This is a genomic window from Flavobacterium sp. CG_9.10 (genome assembly GCF_015752245.1).
Taxonomy (GTDB): Bacteria; Bacteroidota; Bacteroidia; order Flavobacteriales; family Flavobacteriaceae; genus Flavobacterium.
On the sequence record NZ_JADOVD010000003.1, the window covers coordinates 18,552 to 34,204 of the forward strand.

A 15,653-nucleotide genomic window follows, 5' to 3' on the forward strand; every position below is an offset into this window, starting at 1 on the left:
CGATTTGGATACTTAACGTAATCCACTTTTTAATTTATGCTACTAATCTTTTAATAGTTTCCAGCGCTTTAGAAATGTGCTTTGGCGCCAGCATGCTATCAAAAATCATTTGAACAACTCCATTTTTATCAATCACAAATGTCACTCTTCTATGAAGTATCCCAAACAATCCCGATGAAACTCCAAAAAGTTTGCTGATCTTTTTATCAGTGTCTGACAAAAGGATAAAAGGGAGTTGATATTGCTTTGCAAATTTTTGATGCGAATCTATACTATCATTGCTGATACCTATTACTTCCGCACCTAAATCTTTAAAATCTTCATATTGATCTCTAAAACTGCAGGCTTCAGCAGTACAAATGGGAGTATTATCTTTGGGGTAAAAATAAATAACTATTGATTTTTGTCCAACTAAATTTTGGCTGTCAAAATCACTACCGTTAATATCCTTTGCTTTAAAATTGGGGATTTTATCACCTACTTTTAATTCCATTGCTCCCCTTTATAAGTTACAAAATTCCGGGGTGTCTCATAAAGAACCACTTCTAACTCGAATCCGGATTCGATTTTTTTTCTAATTTTATTCCAAATCACAACCACAATATTTTCTGCTGTTGGATTTAAATCCTGAAATTCCGGAACATCTAAATTCAAGTTTTTATGGTCAAACTGATTCTCAACCTCTTCCTTAATAATGTCTGCTAGAAATTTCACATCCATAACAAAACCTGTTTCCGGATCAATTGGCCCAGTAACACTTACTATTAATTCGTAATTATGTCCATGAAAATTAGGATTGTTGCATTTGCCAAAAACTGCATCATTTTGCTCGAAAGTCCAGTCTTTCCTATATAATCTGTGCGCCGCATTGAAATGGGCTTTTCGCGAAATCGTTACTCTCATAATTTCAAATTTCAGATTTCAAATTTCAGATTCCTCAAGTTTGCGAAATCGATTATCTAAAGTCTTTTAATTAATGTTAATAATTCTTTGAACTGCAATCTGCAATTTTATACTTTATGGTCTTCTAGGAAATGATAAAACTCATCAAAAATTATTTTGAACCAAACGGTATATATTTCAGGATGAATTTCCATGTCTGTTTTTACTTCTTCGATTTTCATCCATTTCCAGTCTTCAACTTCTTCAGCGTTAATTACCGGATTATCGTTATAATATCCTATCATAACATGGTCGAGTTCGTGTTCCGTCAAACCGTTATCAAATGGCGCCTTGTAAATAAAATGAAAAAGTTCTTTAAGTGTCGTTTTAAAACCCATTTCTTCATACAATCTTCGACTCCCAGCCTCAATATTAGATTCCCCTTCCCGCTGATGACTACAACAAGTATTGGTCCATAATAATGGAGAATGGTATTTTTGATGTGCTCTTTGTTGCAACATGATTTCGTTTTTACTATTTAAAATAAAAACCGAAAAAGCCCGATGTAGAATAGCTTTTTCATGCGCTTCAAGTTTTGGCATTAATCCAATTTGCTCATCGTTTATGTTAACTAATATTACGTTTTCTTCTTTCATATGTATTTTTAGCCTTACAAAAATACAAAAATATAATTATTGTAAGCCGCTTTAACGTTCTCTTTCGAGTTGTTGAAGTTCTGTTGTTTTGATATCTTCCATATAAAACCCAATGTAAACCATTTGAGAATTCTTTTGTACTTTCGATAGTCTAAGATAAATAATACAATGCACGAAATAACCATTCGAAAAGCCCGCCGTACTGATTTAAAGAAACTCCTTGCCTTCGAAAAGCGAATTATCACTGCCGAACGTCCATTTGATCCCACTTTAAAAGAAGAAAAAATCCACTATTATGACATTGAGAAAATGATTTTAGCTTCTCATATCGAAGTGTTGGTTGCCGAAATTGATTTGGAGGTTATTGGTTCCGGATACGCACGAATAGAGAGCGCACAGCCGAATTTAAATCACGCAACCTACGCCTATCTGGGAATTATGTACACTGATTTGAATTACCGAGGAATAGGTGTAAATTCTAAAATCATTGAAGGACTAAAAGAATGGTGCCGTTCGCAAAATATATTTGAACTCCGCTTAGATGTTTACACCGAAAATGCTTCGGCAATACAGGCTTATGAAAAAGTGGGCTTCAAAAAACACTTGGTAAACATGCGTATCGGTTTGTAAAACTACAGTTTTGTTAATAATAAATCCAAAAGTGATTTGTAATCGCAAATAACAATAGTTAAAACTTACTTAAATCGCTGTTCATTTGTAAAGTAAGAGACATTTTAAAGTTTAAAGTCACTTTATATTTACAGTATTAAAAAAATAAATATTACCTCATTATGAAAACAAAAAACCATTTTTTAAGAATACTATTTTTGCTTCAACTATTTATGTTCAATGTCTCTGCGCAAACAACAAATAAACAAAATAACACAAAAAAATCTACTAGTATGGAAAGTCCAATTAAAAAGCCGGGAAATCCCTTTTATTCCAATACGAACGCTACAAAACTCAATCTTACGGATGCGCAATGGAAAAAAGTATTACCTGAAGATGTTTATGAAGTAACCCGTCACGCGGATACCGAAAGGCCATTCACAGGGAAATATTGGAACACCGATGAAAAAGGAACCTATTATTGTGCAGCCTGTGGAAATAAACTATTTCGCTCTGGCGCTAAATTTTCAAGCAGTTGCGGTTGGCCAAGTTTTTTCGAACAGGACAACAAAAACAGTGTCGTTTACAAAACCGACAATTCACTCGGAATGGAAAGAACTGAAGTCCTTTGTGGTAGATGTGGTGGTCATTTAGGACATCTTTTTGATGACGGACCCGCTCCAACCGGAAAAAGATATTGCATGAATTCTATCGCTCTAGACTTTATACCTGATACGAAATAATATGAAAAATCTATTTTTAATTTGTCTATTCACATCACTAAGTATGTTTGGACAAAACACTACAACCGGCAAAGCGGCAAAACAATCTAATTTTGAAACCATAACTTTGGCAGGAGGCTGTTACTGGTGTGTGGAAGCGGTTTATGAAAATCTAAATGGAGTAAAATCGGCTGTTTCTGGGTTTGCAGGAGGAAAAATGGTTAATCCATCTTATGAAGATGTTTCCTCTGGAAGGACGGGTTATGCCGAAGCGGTTCAAATCACCTATGATAGAAACATTACCAGTCTAGATGAAATTTTCAAAGTTTTCTTTAGCGTTCACGATCCTACGACATTAAATCGTCAAGGTGCTGATGTAGGGACGCAATACCGTTCTGCCATTTTCTACAAAAATGAAGAACAAAAAATAGCGGCACAAGCAATCATGAATGCGCTGAAAAAAGGAAAAATATATGAAAGTTCTATAGTAACGGCACTAGAGCCGTTGACCACGTTTTACAAAGCAGAAGACTACCATCAAAATTATTACGCAAACAATAAAAGTCAGCCGTATTGTCAAATGGTGATTCAACCCAAAATGGAAAAATTCGAAAAGCTTTTTAAAGACCGATTGAAAAAGAAAAAATAGAATAAGACAGAAACCGAAAAGAAATTTTCGGTTTTTTTTATGTTCTATTTTAAATTGAAGTTTAGTTTATCCATTTGCCTCAACTGCAAACTATTAATTGATATATTTGTTTTTAACAAAATGTATATGTTTTTCTAAAACAATTTCTCAAAGCAACGATATTTAAACATTTAATTATACCATTTATTCACCAACCATGAAAAAAACAATATTCACTGCAACGCTATTTTCCTTTGTTTGCTTGGCTTCTGCACAAAATACAGCACTAAAAAGTAAGATTGGTCAGAAAGCCGAGTCCTTAGAATCAAAAGTTATTTCATGGCGACGCGACTTTCACCAGAATCCTGAATTAGGCAATAGAGAATTCAAAACTGCCGATAAAATTGCCGCTCATCTCCGTTCTCTTGGCATTGAGGTGCAAACTGGAGTTGCCAAAACAGGGGTTGTGGGAATTCTAAAAGGAGGAAAACCAGGTCCAGTTGTCGCCCTCAGAGCAGACATTGATGCTTTGCCAGTAAAAGAACGAGTAAATATTCCTTTTGCTTCTAAAACTGAAGGCGAATACAATGGAAAAACAGTACCGGTTATGCATGCTTGCGGACATGACACTCATATTGCTATCTTAATGGGAACTGCCGAAATTTTAGCTTCCATGAAAAGCGAATTAAAAGGAACCGTTAAATTTATTTTTCAACCAGCCGAAGAAGGTCCACCTGAAGGTGAAGAAGGCGGTGCAAAACTAATGGTCAAAGAAGGCGTTTTAGAGAATCCTAAAGTGGACGTTATTTTTGGATTGCATATCAATGCCCAAACAGAAGTGGGAAAAATAAAATACCGCACCAAAGGAACGATGGCAGCTTCAGATTGGTTTACAATAAAAATAAAAGGCAAACAAACACATGGAGCCTATCCATGGCTTGGTATCGACCCCATTACCACTGCGGCTCAAATCGTAATGGGAATCCAAACTATTGTCAGCCGAAATGTAAACATAACCGAATCTGCGGCTGTTATTAGTGTTGGACAAATAAATGCCGGAGTAAGAAGTAATGTTATTCCAGAAGAACTTACGATGACAGGAACAATTCGATCTCTAGATTCAAAAGTGCAGGATATGATGCATTCCAGATTAAAACAAGTAGTGATTTCAATTGCTGAAAGTGCAGGAGTCTCTGCCGATATAAATATAACTAACCAAACGCTTATTACCTACAATGATCCATTATTGACAGAGAAAATGGTTCCAACATTAGAAGCAACAGCGGCTAAAGATAATGTCTATATTACCCCTGCCGTAACTGGTGCCGAAGACTTTTCATACTATCAGGAAAAGATACCGGGTCTGTACTTCTTTTTAGGAGGTGCTCCAAAAGGAAAACCAATCTCTGAAACCGCTCCGCATCATACCCCTGATTTTTATATTGACGAAAGTGGTTTTGTTTTGGGAATGAAAGTACTTTCAAATCTTACTGTAGACTATATGGAAATGCAATCAAAAGACAGATCAACTAAATAAAATTGATTCTTAACCCATGCTTTTCTAAAAAATTACAATCTAGTAAAGAAACTACAATTAATAACAATCCTGAACAAAGAAGTATGGAAAGCCATGTTGCGTGATGGTCCGCCTCCAGTACCAAAAGCATAATCTTTTTTAACGAATGATTAAAAATCAAAAATTGTTCAGAAACGGTTCCGAAACAAAAAAATTAAAGCGTTTTTTTGTTTCGAAACCGTTTTTTTATTCCTTTAAAACACAGATAATATCTCCAAAAATATACATACAACACTGAATTTCATATCTTTATATGTAATTTATAAAATATTTCATCATGCACTATGGACATCACTTTTGGGGAATGCATTTCTTTTGGTGGATTTTTTGGATTATCATCTTAATCTGGATATTTGCCACTCCATATAACCTTCCTGGTCATCGAACAAAAACTGAAACACCATTGGATATCCTAAAAAAAAGATTTGCACAGGGAGAAATTACCAAAGAAGACTTTGAGGAAAAGAAGAAATTTTTAGAAGGAAATTAATCTATATTTAATCGCTTAATAGCATACTCTGAATTTCTAATAATTTCTGCAACGTGATAACAGAATCTTCATTTTTCCCTTTTGAAAATAAAATAATTAAAATCTATTTTCCAAAAAATGAAAACACTAAAAAAATATTTTAAAAAAAGAACGAGTGTGATTAATTTTCTTTTGGAGCAAAAACAGCAATCTTATTCGCCCGATACTTTTCATAAATTAAGGGTTGAAATTAAAAGGCTGAAAGCTTTATTTGATTTACTGGATTATTGTACAAAAAAATTCAAACGAAATAAAATCTTCAAACCCTTTAAATTAATTTTTAAACAGGGTGGGAAAGTAAGAGAACTCCAAATTGAAGAATCCCTAATAAAAGAGCATTCTACTACCCATTTACCCGTCGAGTACAGCACTCACTTGAAGAAAAATCAGATAAAAGAACAGACCCATTTTTTTTCGATTTTAAATAAGGCGTTCACAAAAAAACTAAACAATAAATATCGCAAAATTCTTCCCTTTCTCTCCAAGATAAATAAAAAAAAGCTAAATAATTACAGGTATAAAAAGAGAACTAAAATTGAGAAATTGCTCAGCCAAAACAATTTAGAAATTAAAAAAATACATAAATTACGGAAGCGGTTAAAAGCGTATCTATATAATCAACAAAGCCTAAACTCAGATAAACAAATTAAGTTGATTCGAAAAAACAATATTCTACCTGAATTATTAGGAGAATGGCACGATTACACGGTTATTACCGAACACTTGAAAAAAACCATTGTTTCTGATGTAATAAGTTCCAAAGAGATTAATCAGCTAGACAATATGATACAAATATTTACTTCTAAAAGCGAATTGCTATTCACGAAAATAAATACAGCTTTACCTTATCCAGATTTTTTCAAAAACCCAAAGACTAAATAAAATGCAACAAACATAAAATATACTTACAATCGAATGTCAAGATGTTAATGAAGCTTCCAGTAACGCATTTTATTTCCTCTTTTTTTATTTCACTATAGCACTATAATAATTTGAAACACACCCTAAAAACACGATTTTACGGAACTACTTTTTGTGAAAAAATAAATAGAAATTATAGGGTTTTTGCACTTGTATTTAAATCATTTTTTTAAGACCTTGGACCTCTAATTCTTTATTAAAATAATACATGTTATTTGGGTTTGAATTTCGAAACTTTGCAAGTCGAAAAAACTGGGACACTACTGTTCGAGGGGATCGAATTAATTACCATTTTAAGAAATAAATATATTTTCAAATCAACATTGCGCTATTTATGGACGAAAATGATTATCTAGATTTATTTGAACAGTCGCCAGCATTGTTATTAGTTTTAGACACTAAATTTAATATTGTAACTGCAACAGACGCTTATTTAAAAGTCACAATGACGGAAAGAAAAAACATCGTCGGCCGTAATATGTTTGATGTATTTCCTGATAGTCCCAGCAATAAAAATTCAGAAGCAATTACCAATGTGAAAGCTTCTCTGATTCAGGTTCTTAAAAGCAAGGTTACCGATATAATGCAAGTCCAAAAACACGATATCAGAAAACCGGAATCGGAAGGTGGTGAATTTGAAGAGCGATTTTGGAGCCCCGTTAACTCTCCAATCCTCGACAAAAATAACAATGTAAAGTATATCATCCATCGCGTTGAAGATGTCACCCAAAATAAAGAACTTATTTCCACCAATCAAAAGTTGAGGGAATCGTATGATTTTTCAAAAGCAATTATTGCTACCATTCATGAAACCATGTTGGTTTTGAAAAAAGATTTTAAGGTAAAATCAGCCAGCAAATCATTCTATAAAAAATTCTTAGTTACCAAAGAAGCAACCAAAGGTAAATCTATATTTGATTTAGAAAATGGAATATGGGACATACCCGAAATCCATGAATTACTAAAAACAACTGCTACTGATAAAGCAAACGTTGATGATTTAGAAATTAAAATTACATTTCCTCACATTGGTGAAAAATCAATGTTAGTAAACGCAAATCCAATTATTAAAAAAAACCAAGACAAACAATTAATTCTCTTTACAATTAAAGATATTACAGAGGTCCGAAGATTGGGATTTGCGTTACAGTCGAAAGAAAAAAGAGTATTAGAAGAACAACTTGATATTGAAAAAAAAGCACTAAAGAAAATTGAAGATAGCGAAAAACGGTACAATATGATGCTGATGGAATCGCCTTTTGCCATAGCAATATTGAAAGGTAAAGATATGGTAGTCACTCTTGCAAATGCAAGTATAAAAGAAATCTGGGGAAAGGGAAACAACGTTGAAGGTAAAAAATTTATCGATATATTACCCGAACTCAAAGACCTCTCATTCCCTTTACTGCTCGATGAAGTATATTCAACAGGAATTCCGTTTTACGGTTATGAACTCCCTGTACCATTAGTACGAGATGGCAAAATAGTCAATGAATATTTCAATTTTGTCTATCAACCGTATCATGAAGCAGATAAAACTGTTTCTGGCGTTACCATTATAGCGTCTGACGTCACCACTCAAGTTTCTGCAAAAAATGAATTGATTGAAGCAAAAATTAAAGCAGAGCAAAAAACTAAAATTGCGGAGGAAGCGGTTAAGTCAAAACAACAGTTTTTGTCTAATATGAGTCATGAAATCAGAACTCCAATGAACGCCATTATTGGGTTTACTAATGTGGTTTTAAAAACTGATTTAGATGAATCGCAAAAAGAATACATCAACGCGATTAAAGAATCAGGAGATGCATTGATTGTATTAATTAATGACATTCTGGACATTGCCAAGGTCGACGCCGGAAAAATGACTTTTGAGAAAACAGCCTTTAGTTTGTCCAATTCTATTGCTACCATGCTACATCTTTTTGAAGCTAAAATAGTGGAAAAAAATTTAGAATTACATCATGAATATGATGCTACTATTCCGTTAAATGTAATAGGTGACCCCATGCGTTTACGCCAAATTATTTTGAATTTGATGAGTAATGCAGTAAAGTTTACTTCAAAAGGAAAAATAGCGATATGTTTACGATTGGTAGATCAGGATACTGAAAAAGTAACTATTGAATTCCTAATTACTGATACAGGCATTGGAATTCCTAAAAACAGACTCGCTGATATTTTTAATAATTTCGAACAAGCAACAGTTGGAACCAGCAACTCCTTTGGAGGAACGGGTCTCGGTCTGGCAATTACCAAACAACTTGTAGAACTTCAGGGAGGAACAATCACTGTTAATAGTGAAGAAGGTAAAGGATCTGACTTTAGCTTTGTTTTAACTTTTGACAAAATAAAATCAGAAGTCAAAGCAATAAAAGAAGAAGTCAAACTTTTCCAAGAAATCCCTCAGGAAACAAGAACAACCGGCAAAGTAAAAGTGCTTGTGGCAGAAGACATTGCTTTGAATCAACTTTTAATAAAAATAATATTGTTGGACTTTGGCTATGAAATCGACATGGCCAATAATGGTAAAGAAGCTGTTGAAAAACTACAAAAAAACACCTATGACATTATCCTGATGGATCTACAAATGCCGGTAATGAACGGTTTTGAAGCCACAAGATACATACGTAATGAGCTGAATTCAAACATCCCCATTATTGCACTTACCGCAGATGTGACTTCTGTAGATGTTGAAAAATGCAAAGCGGCCGGAATGAACGATTATGTATCCAAACCCATCGACGAAAAAATATTATACAATAAAATTATTGGCTGTTTAAAAGAATCTAATACCATAAAATAATGAAAGCATTAACCTTTTCAACTTTTGGTACTTCTGAAGTTCTTGAATATATTGATATCCCAAACCCAATACTTAAAAGCGACGAAATATTAGTCGAAATGAAAGCTATTGGTTTGAACTTTGCAGACGTATACCGCCGAAAAGGAAATTACCATCTTAAAGGAAATCCACCATTCATTGCAGGTTATGAAGGTGCTGGAATAGTTGTGGATGCTAATAATCAAAGCGGTTTTAAAATTGGAGATAGAATTGCATTTGCTGACTCTCCTTTTTCCAATGCGGAATTAGTGGCTGTCCCTGTTGCCCATGTTATTCCATTACCTGTTACAATTTCTTTTGAAACTGCCGCAACCATTCTATTACAAGGATTAACAGCCCATTATCTGGCAACCGATAGTCATAAAACTCAAAAAGGAGAAACCGTACTTATTCATGCATCTGCAGGTGGAGTTGGTCAATTTCTAACGCAAATAAGCAAATTACTGGGAGCAACGGTTATTGGATTAACCTCGTCTGCTGATAAAGCAGAAATCTCTTTGAAAAACGGAGCAGATGCAGTGTTTTTATATTCGGACGATTGGAAAACACACGTTTTGTCCTTTTGTCCAAACGGAGTGGATGTAGTATACGATAGTATTGGCAGCACCTTGAGCGATAGTTTCGAAGTAACCAAAGCGAGTGGACAAGTGGTCTTTTTTGGTATGGCTGGCGGCGATCCTGATTTTGTGAACCCAAGAATGTTAATGGATTCTTCAAAAACATTAACGAGCGGTGATTTATGGAATTATTTGAATTCTAAAGAAGAACGCATCAAAAGAGCACATCAGCTATTTACATGGATTAACAACAAAGAAATTACCATCGCTCCTCCTACTGTTTTTAAACTTTCAGAAGGCAAAAAAGCACATGATTACCTAGAAAGCAGAAAAAGTACCGGTAAAATAATTCTGATTCCATAAAAATTAGAATTCGAGAACTATCATATAAATATTATTTTGGGCGTGTCTCGCTGAAAAAAGCGAGCCGGGCTATCCGTTGCAATCTCCCGATGAAAAATCGGGAGGATTTCCACTACTATCCCTCACGCAAATCCTGCAAAAAACTTTTTTTTTCAAAAATATAATTTCAAGTGTACCAATTGAACTTAAATAATTTTAAAATCTAAAAAAATAGATATATTTAATTAAAAATCAATTAGTTACAAAACAAAAACTTGTTTAAATATTTCTAGTTCACTATTTTTTCGTAAATTAGTAGTCCTAAAAAAGGAGCTGTCTACTGCACTGACAATACCTATTAAAACAAAAACGCAACAATTATCAAAAAAGGCAAAACCCCATAAGCCTCAATTCAAACCTACTTTAATAACGGCATCTATTATTTTCTAATTAATCAGAATGGTCTTGTCTTATAAAATAAATTTATTATACTGTATAATTCTATTTCCATTATAAAATTAATGTGAAAATATTTTAAAAAAGAGGCAACACAAACATTGCCCAACTATGTTTAATCAATAAAACAACTAAAATGAAAACAATTAAAACGATTTCAATCTCACTGCTTATTGGATTATTCCTAATGATGAGCACAGTCATGCACGCACAAGATCCAATGAAAGTAAATCCGAAAGTGTATAAAAAAATCCTTCTGGAGAATGATAAAGTAAGGGTCATGTCTGTTGAATTTGCTCCAGGTCAAACAATGGCATGGCACAGCCATCCGCAACACACCATTTATGCCTTAACCGATGGAACATTACAGATTACCGAAAAAGGCAAACCGGCAACAATTGTCAAAATGAAATCGGGAGATGTGCTGTATATTGCTCCTGTTACTCATATGGGGAAAAACATTGGAAAGAATACCGTAAAACTGGTCGTGACTGAAATAAAACCTGTTATGAAAAAATAACAATTTATATTAAAAATAAAAAGTAAGCAGCCTGCATTAGGCTACTTACTTTTTAAGATAAAACGTTTTATTTTTGAAAAAAATTATTTCCCGATGCTCTCTTTTATCATCAAAGCGCATTTTTCTCCATCAATCGCGGCTGAGATAATTCCTCCCGCATAACCTGCCCCTTCACCACATGGATACAAACCCTTTATTTGAACGTGTTCATAGGTTAATGGATCTCTAGGAATACGAACTGGGGAAGATGTTCTGCTTTCTGGGGCATGAAGTATCGCCTCATTAGTCAAGTAACCGCGCATGGATTTTCCGAATTCAGTAAAGCCTTCGCGCAATATCTGAGTTAAAAAACCAGGGAAAACCTGACCCATTTCTACTGATGTAGTTCCGGGAACATAAGATGTTTTAGGAATTTCTGACGACACTTTGTTTTGAGTAAAATCAATCATTCGTTGGGCAGGAACTTTTTGGGTTTCGCCTGCCAAATGCCAAGCGCGTTGCTCAATACTTTTTTGGAATTCCATACCTGCCAAAGCACCAAATTTGGCAAATGGCTTAAAATCCTCCAGTTTTAATTCGATTACAATTCCAGAATTGGCGGTAGCTTGATCCCTTTTTGACGGAGACCAGCCATTAGTCACCACTTCTCCCGGACTTGTGGCACAAGGTGCAATCACACCACCTGGACACATACAAAAAGAATACATTCCGCGACCATTTACCTGTTTCACAATCGAATATGGCGCTGGTGGTAAATGTTCCCCACGATAATCACAACTGTATTGAATACTGTCAATTAGCGATTGTGGATGTTCGGCTCTTACGCCCAAGGCAAAAGATTTTGCTTCGATAAAAATTTGCTTTCTGTCCAGTAATTCAAATATATCACGGGCAGAATGCCCTGTGGCCAAGATAATTTTATTGGCAAGAATCGTATCTCCTTTTTGAGTGACGATACCTTGCACTTCATTATTTTTTATTAAAATATCAGTTAGGCGGGTTTCAAACAAAACTTGTCCGCCATATTCGATTATCTTCTCCCGAATATCCTGAATAATTTGAGGCAATTTATTGGTTCCAATATGAGGATGCGCTTCAATTAAAATATCGGCTGAAGCCCCAAAAGCAACAAACAACTCCAGAATCCGCGTTACATCGCCACGTTTTTTGGAACGCGTGTATAATTTCCCGTCCGAATAGGTTCCTGCACCACCTTCGCCAAAACAATAATTAGAATCTTCATTTACCAGATGATCCACATTAATAGCTTTCAAATCACGTCGACGACCTCGAACATCCCTTCCGCGCTCAATTACTATTGGCTTCAAACCCAATTCTATCAATTGCAAAGCGGCAAAAAGACCCGCTGGTCCGGCACCTACAACAATGACTTCTTGAGCTGCTGAAACATTTTTATAATCGGGAAGTTGAATTTTATGCTCTTGAAAAGGTTCTCCATTCAGATAGATAGCCACTTTCAAATTCATTTTTATCGCTTTTTGACGCGCATCAATAGATCGCTTCAATATAGAAACATGTTGGATTTCCTTAACGGCAACCTTAATTTGTTTGGATAAATAATCTTTTAGCAACAAGTCGTTTGCGGCTATTTCGGGAGTAACTTGTAATAGAAGTTCTTGAGGCATTTTAATTGATTGTTCGATTTTAGATTATTAGACTTTAAAAAATGTCTGAAATAATCCAGAATACAAAAGTAGTATTTTGAACTGACTTCTTCTTATGGAAAGCAGAATCCGTTTTCAATTTTTCAAATTGCTTCTTTTTCGAATTAGACTTTGTAACTTTGTCCCTTCAAAACCGTTAAACCGTTAACCGATTAATCTTAGAGAAAAATGTCTAGAAAAATAAAATTAATATGGGATTTTCGCGGACCCGCTGCTGCAAAAACAGCTGAACACCATGAAATTCATTTGAAAGAATACATCGCTATTGAAAAACTACCGCTTAACATTACCGGTTTTGAAATTCAAGGCGAAATGCAGTCCATCGCTTTCATGGTGGTCACAGATGAAAATATGATTCAAGTTCGCGATGCTTTGAAGCCACACCGCGGAGAACTTTTTTAGTTGACAGTCATCAGATTGCAGATTGCAGAAACCCCTAATTACTAAACTGAACACTGCGACTGAACACTGATTACTGTGACTACAAACTGATCACTGCGACTGAACACTGAATACTAATTAGCTACTTCGCTGATGAATTTTATTCGCATCAATCGCAATTCGTCAAGATCATAGTCGCCTTCAAATTCTTTGAGTGCTTCTTCGATATTATCGGAATGGGATTCCATAAAATAGTCGTGAATTTCTTCTTGTTGATCATCATCCAGCATATCATCGATCCAATATTTTATATTCAATTTGGTTCCGGAATAGACAATTTGTTCCATTTCTTTAATCAAATCGTCCATCTTTAATCCTTTTGCGGAAGCGATATCATCAAGTGATAATTTCCGGTCTATATTTTGAATAATGTATAATTTATTTACCGAGTTAACTCCGGTAGATTTTACAACCAAATCATCCGGTCGAATAATATCGTTATCCGCTACGTAATGACTTATCAAATCGATAAACTCCTTACCATATTTCTTTGCTTTTCCTTCCCCAACGCCGTGAATATTGATTAATTCATCCACAGAAATAGGATATTTAAGTGCCATATCCTCAAGTGACGGATCCTGGAAAACCACAAACGGCGGAACACCCAGTTTTTTAGCCACTTTTTTACGTAAGTCACGTAACATAGCCATCAATACTTCATCAGCAACTCCTGTGGATTTTGCCGCAGTTACTATTGCTTCGTCTTCGATTTCATTGTATTCATGATCTTCGGACATCATAAAAGAGACTGGTTTTTTAATATAATCCAATCCTTTATCGGTGATTTTTACGATTCCATAAGTCTCAATGTCTTTAGATAAATAGCCAGCCACAAGAACTTGTCTAAGCAAAGCCATCCAATATTTTTCATCATGATCTGAACCGCATCCAAAAAAAGATTGTGTATCTGTTCTATGAGCTTTTATAACTGCATTTACACGTCCAATCAATGTAAAAACCACTTCTTTTGATTTATATAAATGTTTTGTATCTCGAACTACTTCCAATAGTTTCACCACTTCATCTATGGCTTCCACCTTTGTTTTGGGGTTTCTGACATTATCATCCATATCAGCTCCTTCTCCATTTACATCATCAAATTCTTCTCCGAAGTAATGCAGTAAAAATCGCCTTCTGGACATAGACGTTTCGGCATAAGCCACCACTTCCTGCAATAAAGCAAATCCAATTTCCTGTTCAGCAACAGGTTTACCCGACATGAATTTTTCTAATTTCTCCACATCTTTATAGGAGTAATAGGCTAGACAATGCCCTTCACCCCCGTCGCGACCAGCACGACCAGTTTCCTGATAATAACTTTCCAGAGATTTAGGAATATCATGATGAATAACAAAACGAACATCCGGTTTGTCAATTCCCATTCCAAAAGCGATTGTTGCTACCACCACATCAACATCTTCCATAAGAAACATATCTTGATGTCTGGCACGAGTTTTCGCATCTAGTCCAGCATGGTAGGGAACCGCGCTTATCCCATTTACCTGTAAAACTTCGGCAATGGCTTCCACTTTTTTACGGCTCAAACAGTAAATAATTCCTGATTTGCCTTTATGCTGTTTTATAAAACGAATGATATCCGATTCGATATTTTTCGTTTTGGTACGTACTTCGTAATATAAATTGGGTCTGTTGAATGATGCTTTAAAAGTAGTGGCATCAGTCATATCTAAATTTTTCAGGATATCTTCCTGAACCTTTGGTGTAGCCGTAGCGGTTAAACCAATAATAGGCACATCCCCTAATTGCTTAATAATGTGTTTTAGATTTCTGTATTCCGGTCTAAAATCATGTCCCCATTCTGAGATACAATGGGCTTCATCTATAGCGACGAATGAAATAGTCACGGTTTGTAGAAAAGCCACATATTCTTCCTTTGTTAAGGATTCAGGGGCAACATATAACAATTTTGTCAAGCCGGAAGTGATATCTTTTTTAACCTGAGCAATTTCGGTTTTGGTAAGTGAAGAGTTTAAAACGTGAGCAACACCATTTTCAGAAGATAAACTTCGAATGGCATCCACTTGATTTTTCATCAAAGCGATTAAAGGAGAAACCACGATAGCAGTTCCTTCTTGAATTAAAGCGGGTAGTTGGTAACAGAGTGATTTTCCTCCTCCAGTGGGCATAATCACAAAGGTGTTCTGCTTATTAAGGAGACTTTTAATAACTTGTTCTTGTAATCCTTTAAATTGGCTAAAGCCAAAATATTTTTTTAATTCTTTGTGTATGTCAATTTCGTTTGAATTCATTCTTGATTATGTGGTAT

General features: G+C 34.9%; 15 protein-coding genes. 10 read left to right on the forward strand and 5 right to left on the reverse strand.

Translation table 11 applies throughout. From position 1 onward, the window contains the following. Nucleotides 1-34 precede the first annotated feature (34 nt). The 3 genes from IWX84_RS03015 to idi form a co-directional block, all read right to left on the reverse strand. On the reverse strand, nucleotides 35-493 hold the full coding sequence (locus IWX84_RS03015) for a peroxiredoxin (protein WP_196849285.1): 459 nt from the start codon (nucleotides 491-493) through the stop codon (nucleotides 35-37). Next, the gene (locus IWX84_RS03020) at nucleotides 484-903 is read right to left on the reverse strand and encodes a 6-pyruvoyl trahydropterin synthase family protein (RefSeq protein ID WP_196849286.1); all 420 of its coding nucleotides are present in this window, start codon (nucleotides 901-903) and stop codon (nucleotides 484-486) included. The genes IWX84_RS03015 and IWX84_RS03020 overlap by 10 nt, the downstream gene beginning before the upstream one ends. Nucleotides 904-1,010: 107 nt before the next feature. Then, complete coding sequence (gene idi, locus IWX84_RS03025; protein WP_196849287.1) at nucleotides 1,011-1,538, reverse strand: isopentenyl-diphosphate Delta-isomerase; 528 nt, start codon at nucleotides 1,536-1,538, stop codon at nucleotides 1,011-1,013. 168 nt (nucleotides 1,539-1,706) lie between these two features. Here idi and IWX84_RS03030 point away from each other — a divergent pair, with 168 nt between their 5' ends. From IWX84_RS03030 to IWX84_RS03070, 9 genes are all read left to right on the forward strand, one after another. After that, nucleotides 1,707-2,168, forward strand: coding sequence for a GNAT family N-acetyltransferase (locus IWX84_RS03030; RefSeq protein ID WP_196849288.1), 462 nt, complete (start codon nucleotides 1,707-1,709; stop codon nucleotides 2,166-2,168). 161 nt (nucleotides 2,169-2,329) lie between these two features. Then, entirely contained in the window at nucleotides 2,330-2,890 is a 561-nt protein-coding gene (gene msrB, locus IWX84_RS03035) for a peptide-methionine (R)-S-oxide reductase MsrB (protein WP_196849289.1), read from the forward strand. A gap of 43 nt (nucleotides 2,891-2,933) precedes the next feature. Then, a complete protein-coding gene (gene msrA, locus IWX84_RS03040) occupies nucleotides 2,934-3,518 on the forward strand; it encodes a peptide-methionine (S)-S-oxide reductase MsrA (protein ID WP_231385396.1) in 585 nt (194 codons plus the stop codon). A 196-nt stretch (nucleotides 3,519-3,714) separates the two neighbouring features. Further along, a complete protein-coding gene (locus tag IWX84_RS03045; protein WP_196849291.1) occupies nucleotides 3,715-5,034 on the forward strand; it encodes an amidohydrolase in 1,320 nt (439 codons plus the stop codon). Nucleotides 5,035-5,350: 316 nt separating this feature from the next. Beyond that, nucleotides 5,351-5,563, forward strand: a complete 213-nt coding sequence (locus tag IWX84_RS03050; protein WP_196849292.1) for an SHOCT domain-containing protein — start codon at nucleotides 5,351-5,353, stop codon at nucleotides 5,561-5,563. 117 nt (nucleotides 5,564-5,680) lie between these two features. Further along, a complete protein-coding gene (locus IWX84_RS03055; RefSeq protein ID WP_196849293.1) occupies nucleotides 5,681-6,484 on the forward strand; it encodes a CHAD domain-containing protein in 804 nt (267 codons plus the stop codon). Between the two features lie 373 nt (nucleotides 6,485-6,857). Then, nucleotides 6,858-9,326, forward strand: a complete 2,469-nt coding sequence (locus IWX84_RS03060) for an ATP-binding protein (RefSeq protein WP_196849294.1) — start codon at nucleotides 6,858-6,860, stop codon at nucleotides 9,324-9,326. Next, nucleotides 9,326-10,285 (forward strand): quinone oxidoreductase family protein, encoded by a 960-nt coding sequence (locus IWX84_RS03065; protein ID WP_196849295.1) that lies wholly within the window; start codon nucleotides 9,326-9,328, stop codon nucleotides 10,283-10,285. Before IWX84_RS03060 ends, IWX84_RS03065 begins: the two co-directional genes overlap by 1 nt. A 571-nt stretch (nucleotides 10,286-10,856) precedes the next feature. After that, nucleotides 10,857-11,240 (forward strand): cupin domain-containing protein, encoded by a 384-nt coding sequence (locus IWX84_RS03070; RefSeq protein WP_196849296.1) that lies wholly within the window; start codon nucleotides 10,857-10,859, stop codon nucleotides 11,238-11,240. Nucleotides 11,241-11,323: 83 nt separating this feature from the next. On the opposite strand, the gene IWX84_RS03075 is transcribed toward IWX84_RS03070, so the two are convergent. After that, a complete protein-coding gene (locus IWX84_RS03075) occupies nucleotides 11,324-12,886 on the reverse strand; it encodes an NAD(P)/FAD-dependent oxidoreductase (protein ID WP_196849297.1) in 1,563 nt (520 codons plus the stop codon). 207 nt (nucleotides 12,887-13,093) lie between these two features. Here IWX84_RS03075 and IWX84_RS03080 point away from each other — a divergent pair, with 207 nt between their 5' ends. Next, a complete protein-coding gene (locus IWX84_RS03080) occupies nucleotides 13,094-13,327 on the forward strand; it encodes a hypothetical protein (protein WP_196849298.1) in 234 nt (77 codons plus the stop codon). A 113-nt stretch (nucleotides 13,328-13,440) separates the two neighbouring features. On the opposite strand, the gene recQ is transcribed toward IWX84_RS03080, so the two are convergent. After that, on the reverse strand, nucleotides 13,441-15,636 hold the full coding sequence (gene recQ / locus IWX84_RS03085; protein ID WP_196849299.1) for a DNA helicase RecQ: 2,196 nt from the start codon (nucleotides 15,634-15,636) through the stop codon (nucleotides 13,441-13,443). Between the last annotated feature and the right edge of the window lie 17 nt (nucleotides 15,637-15,653).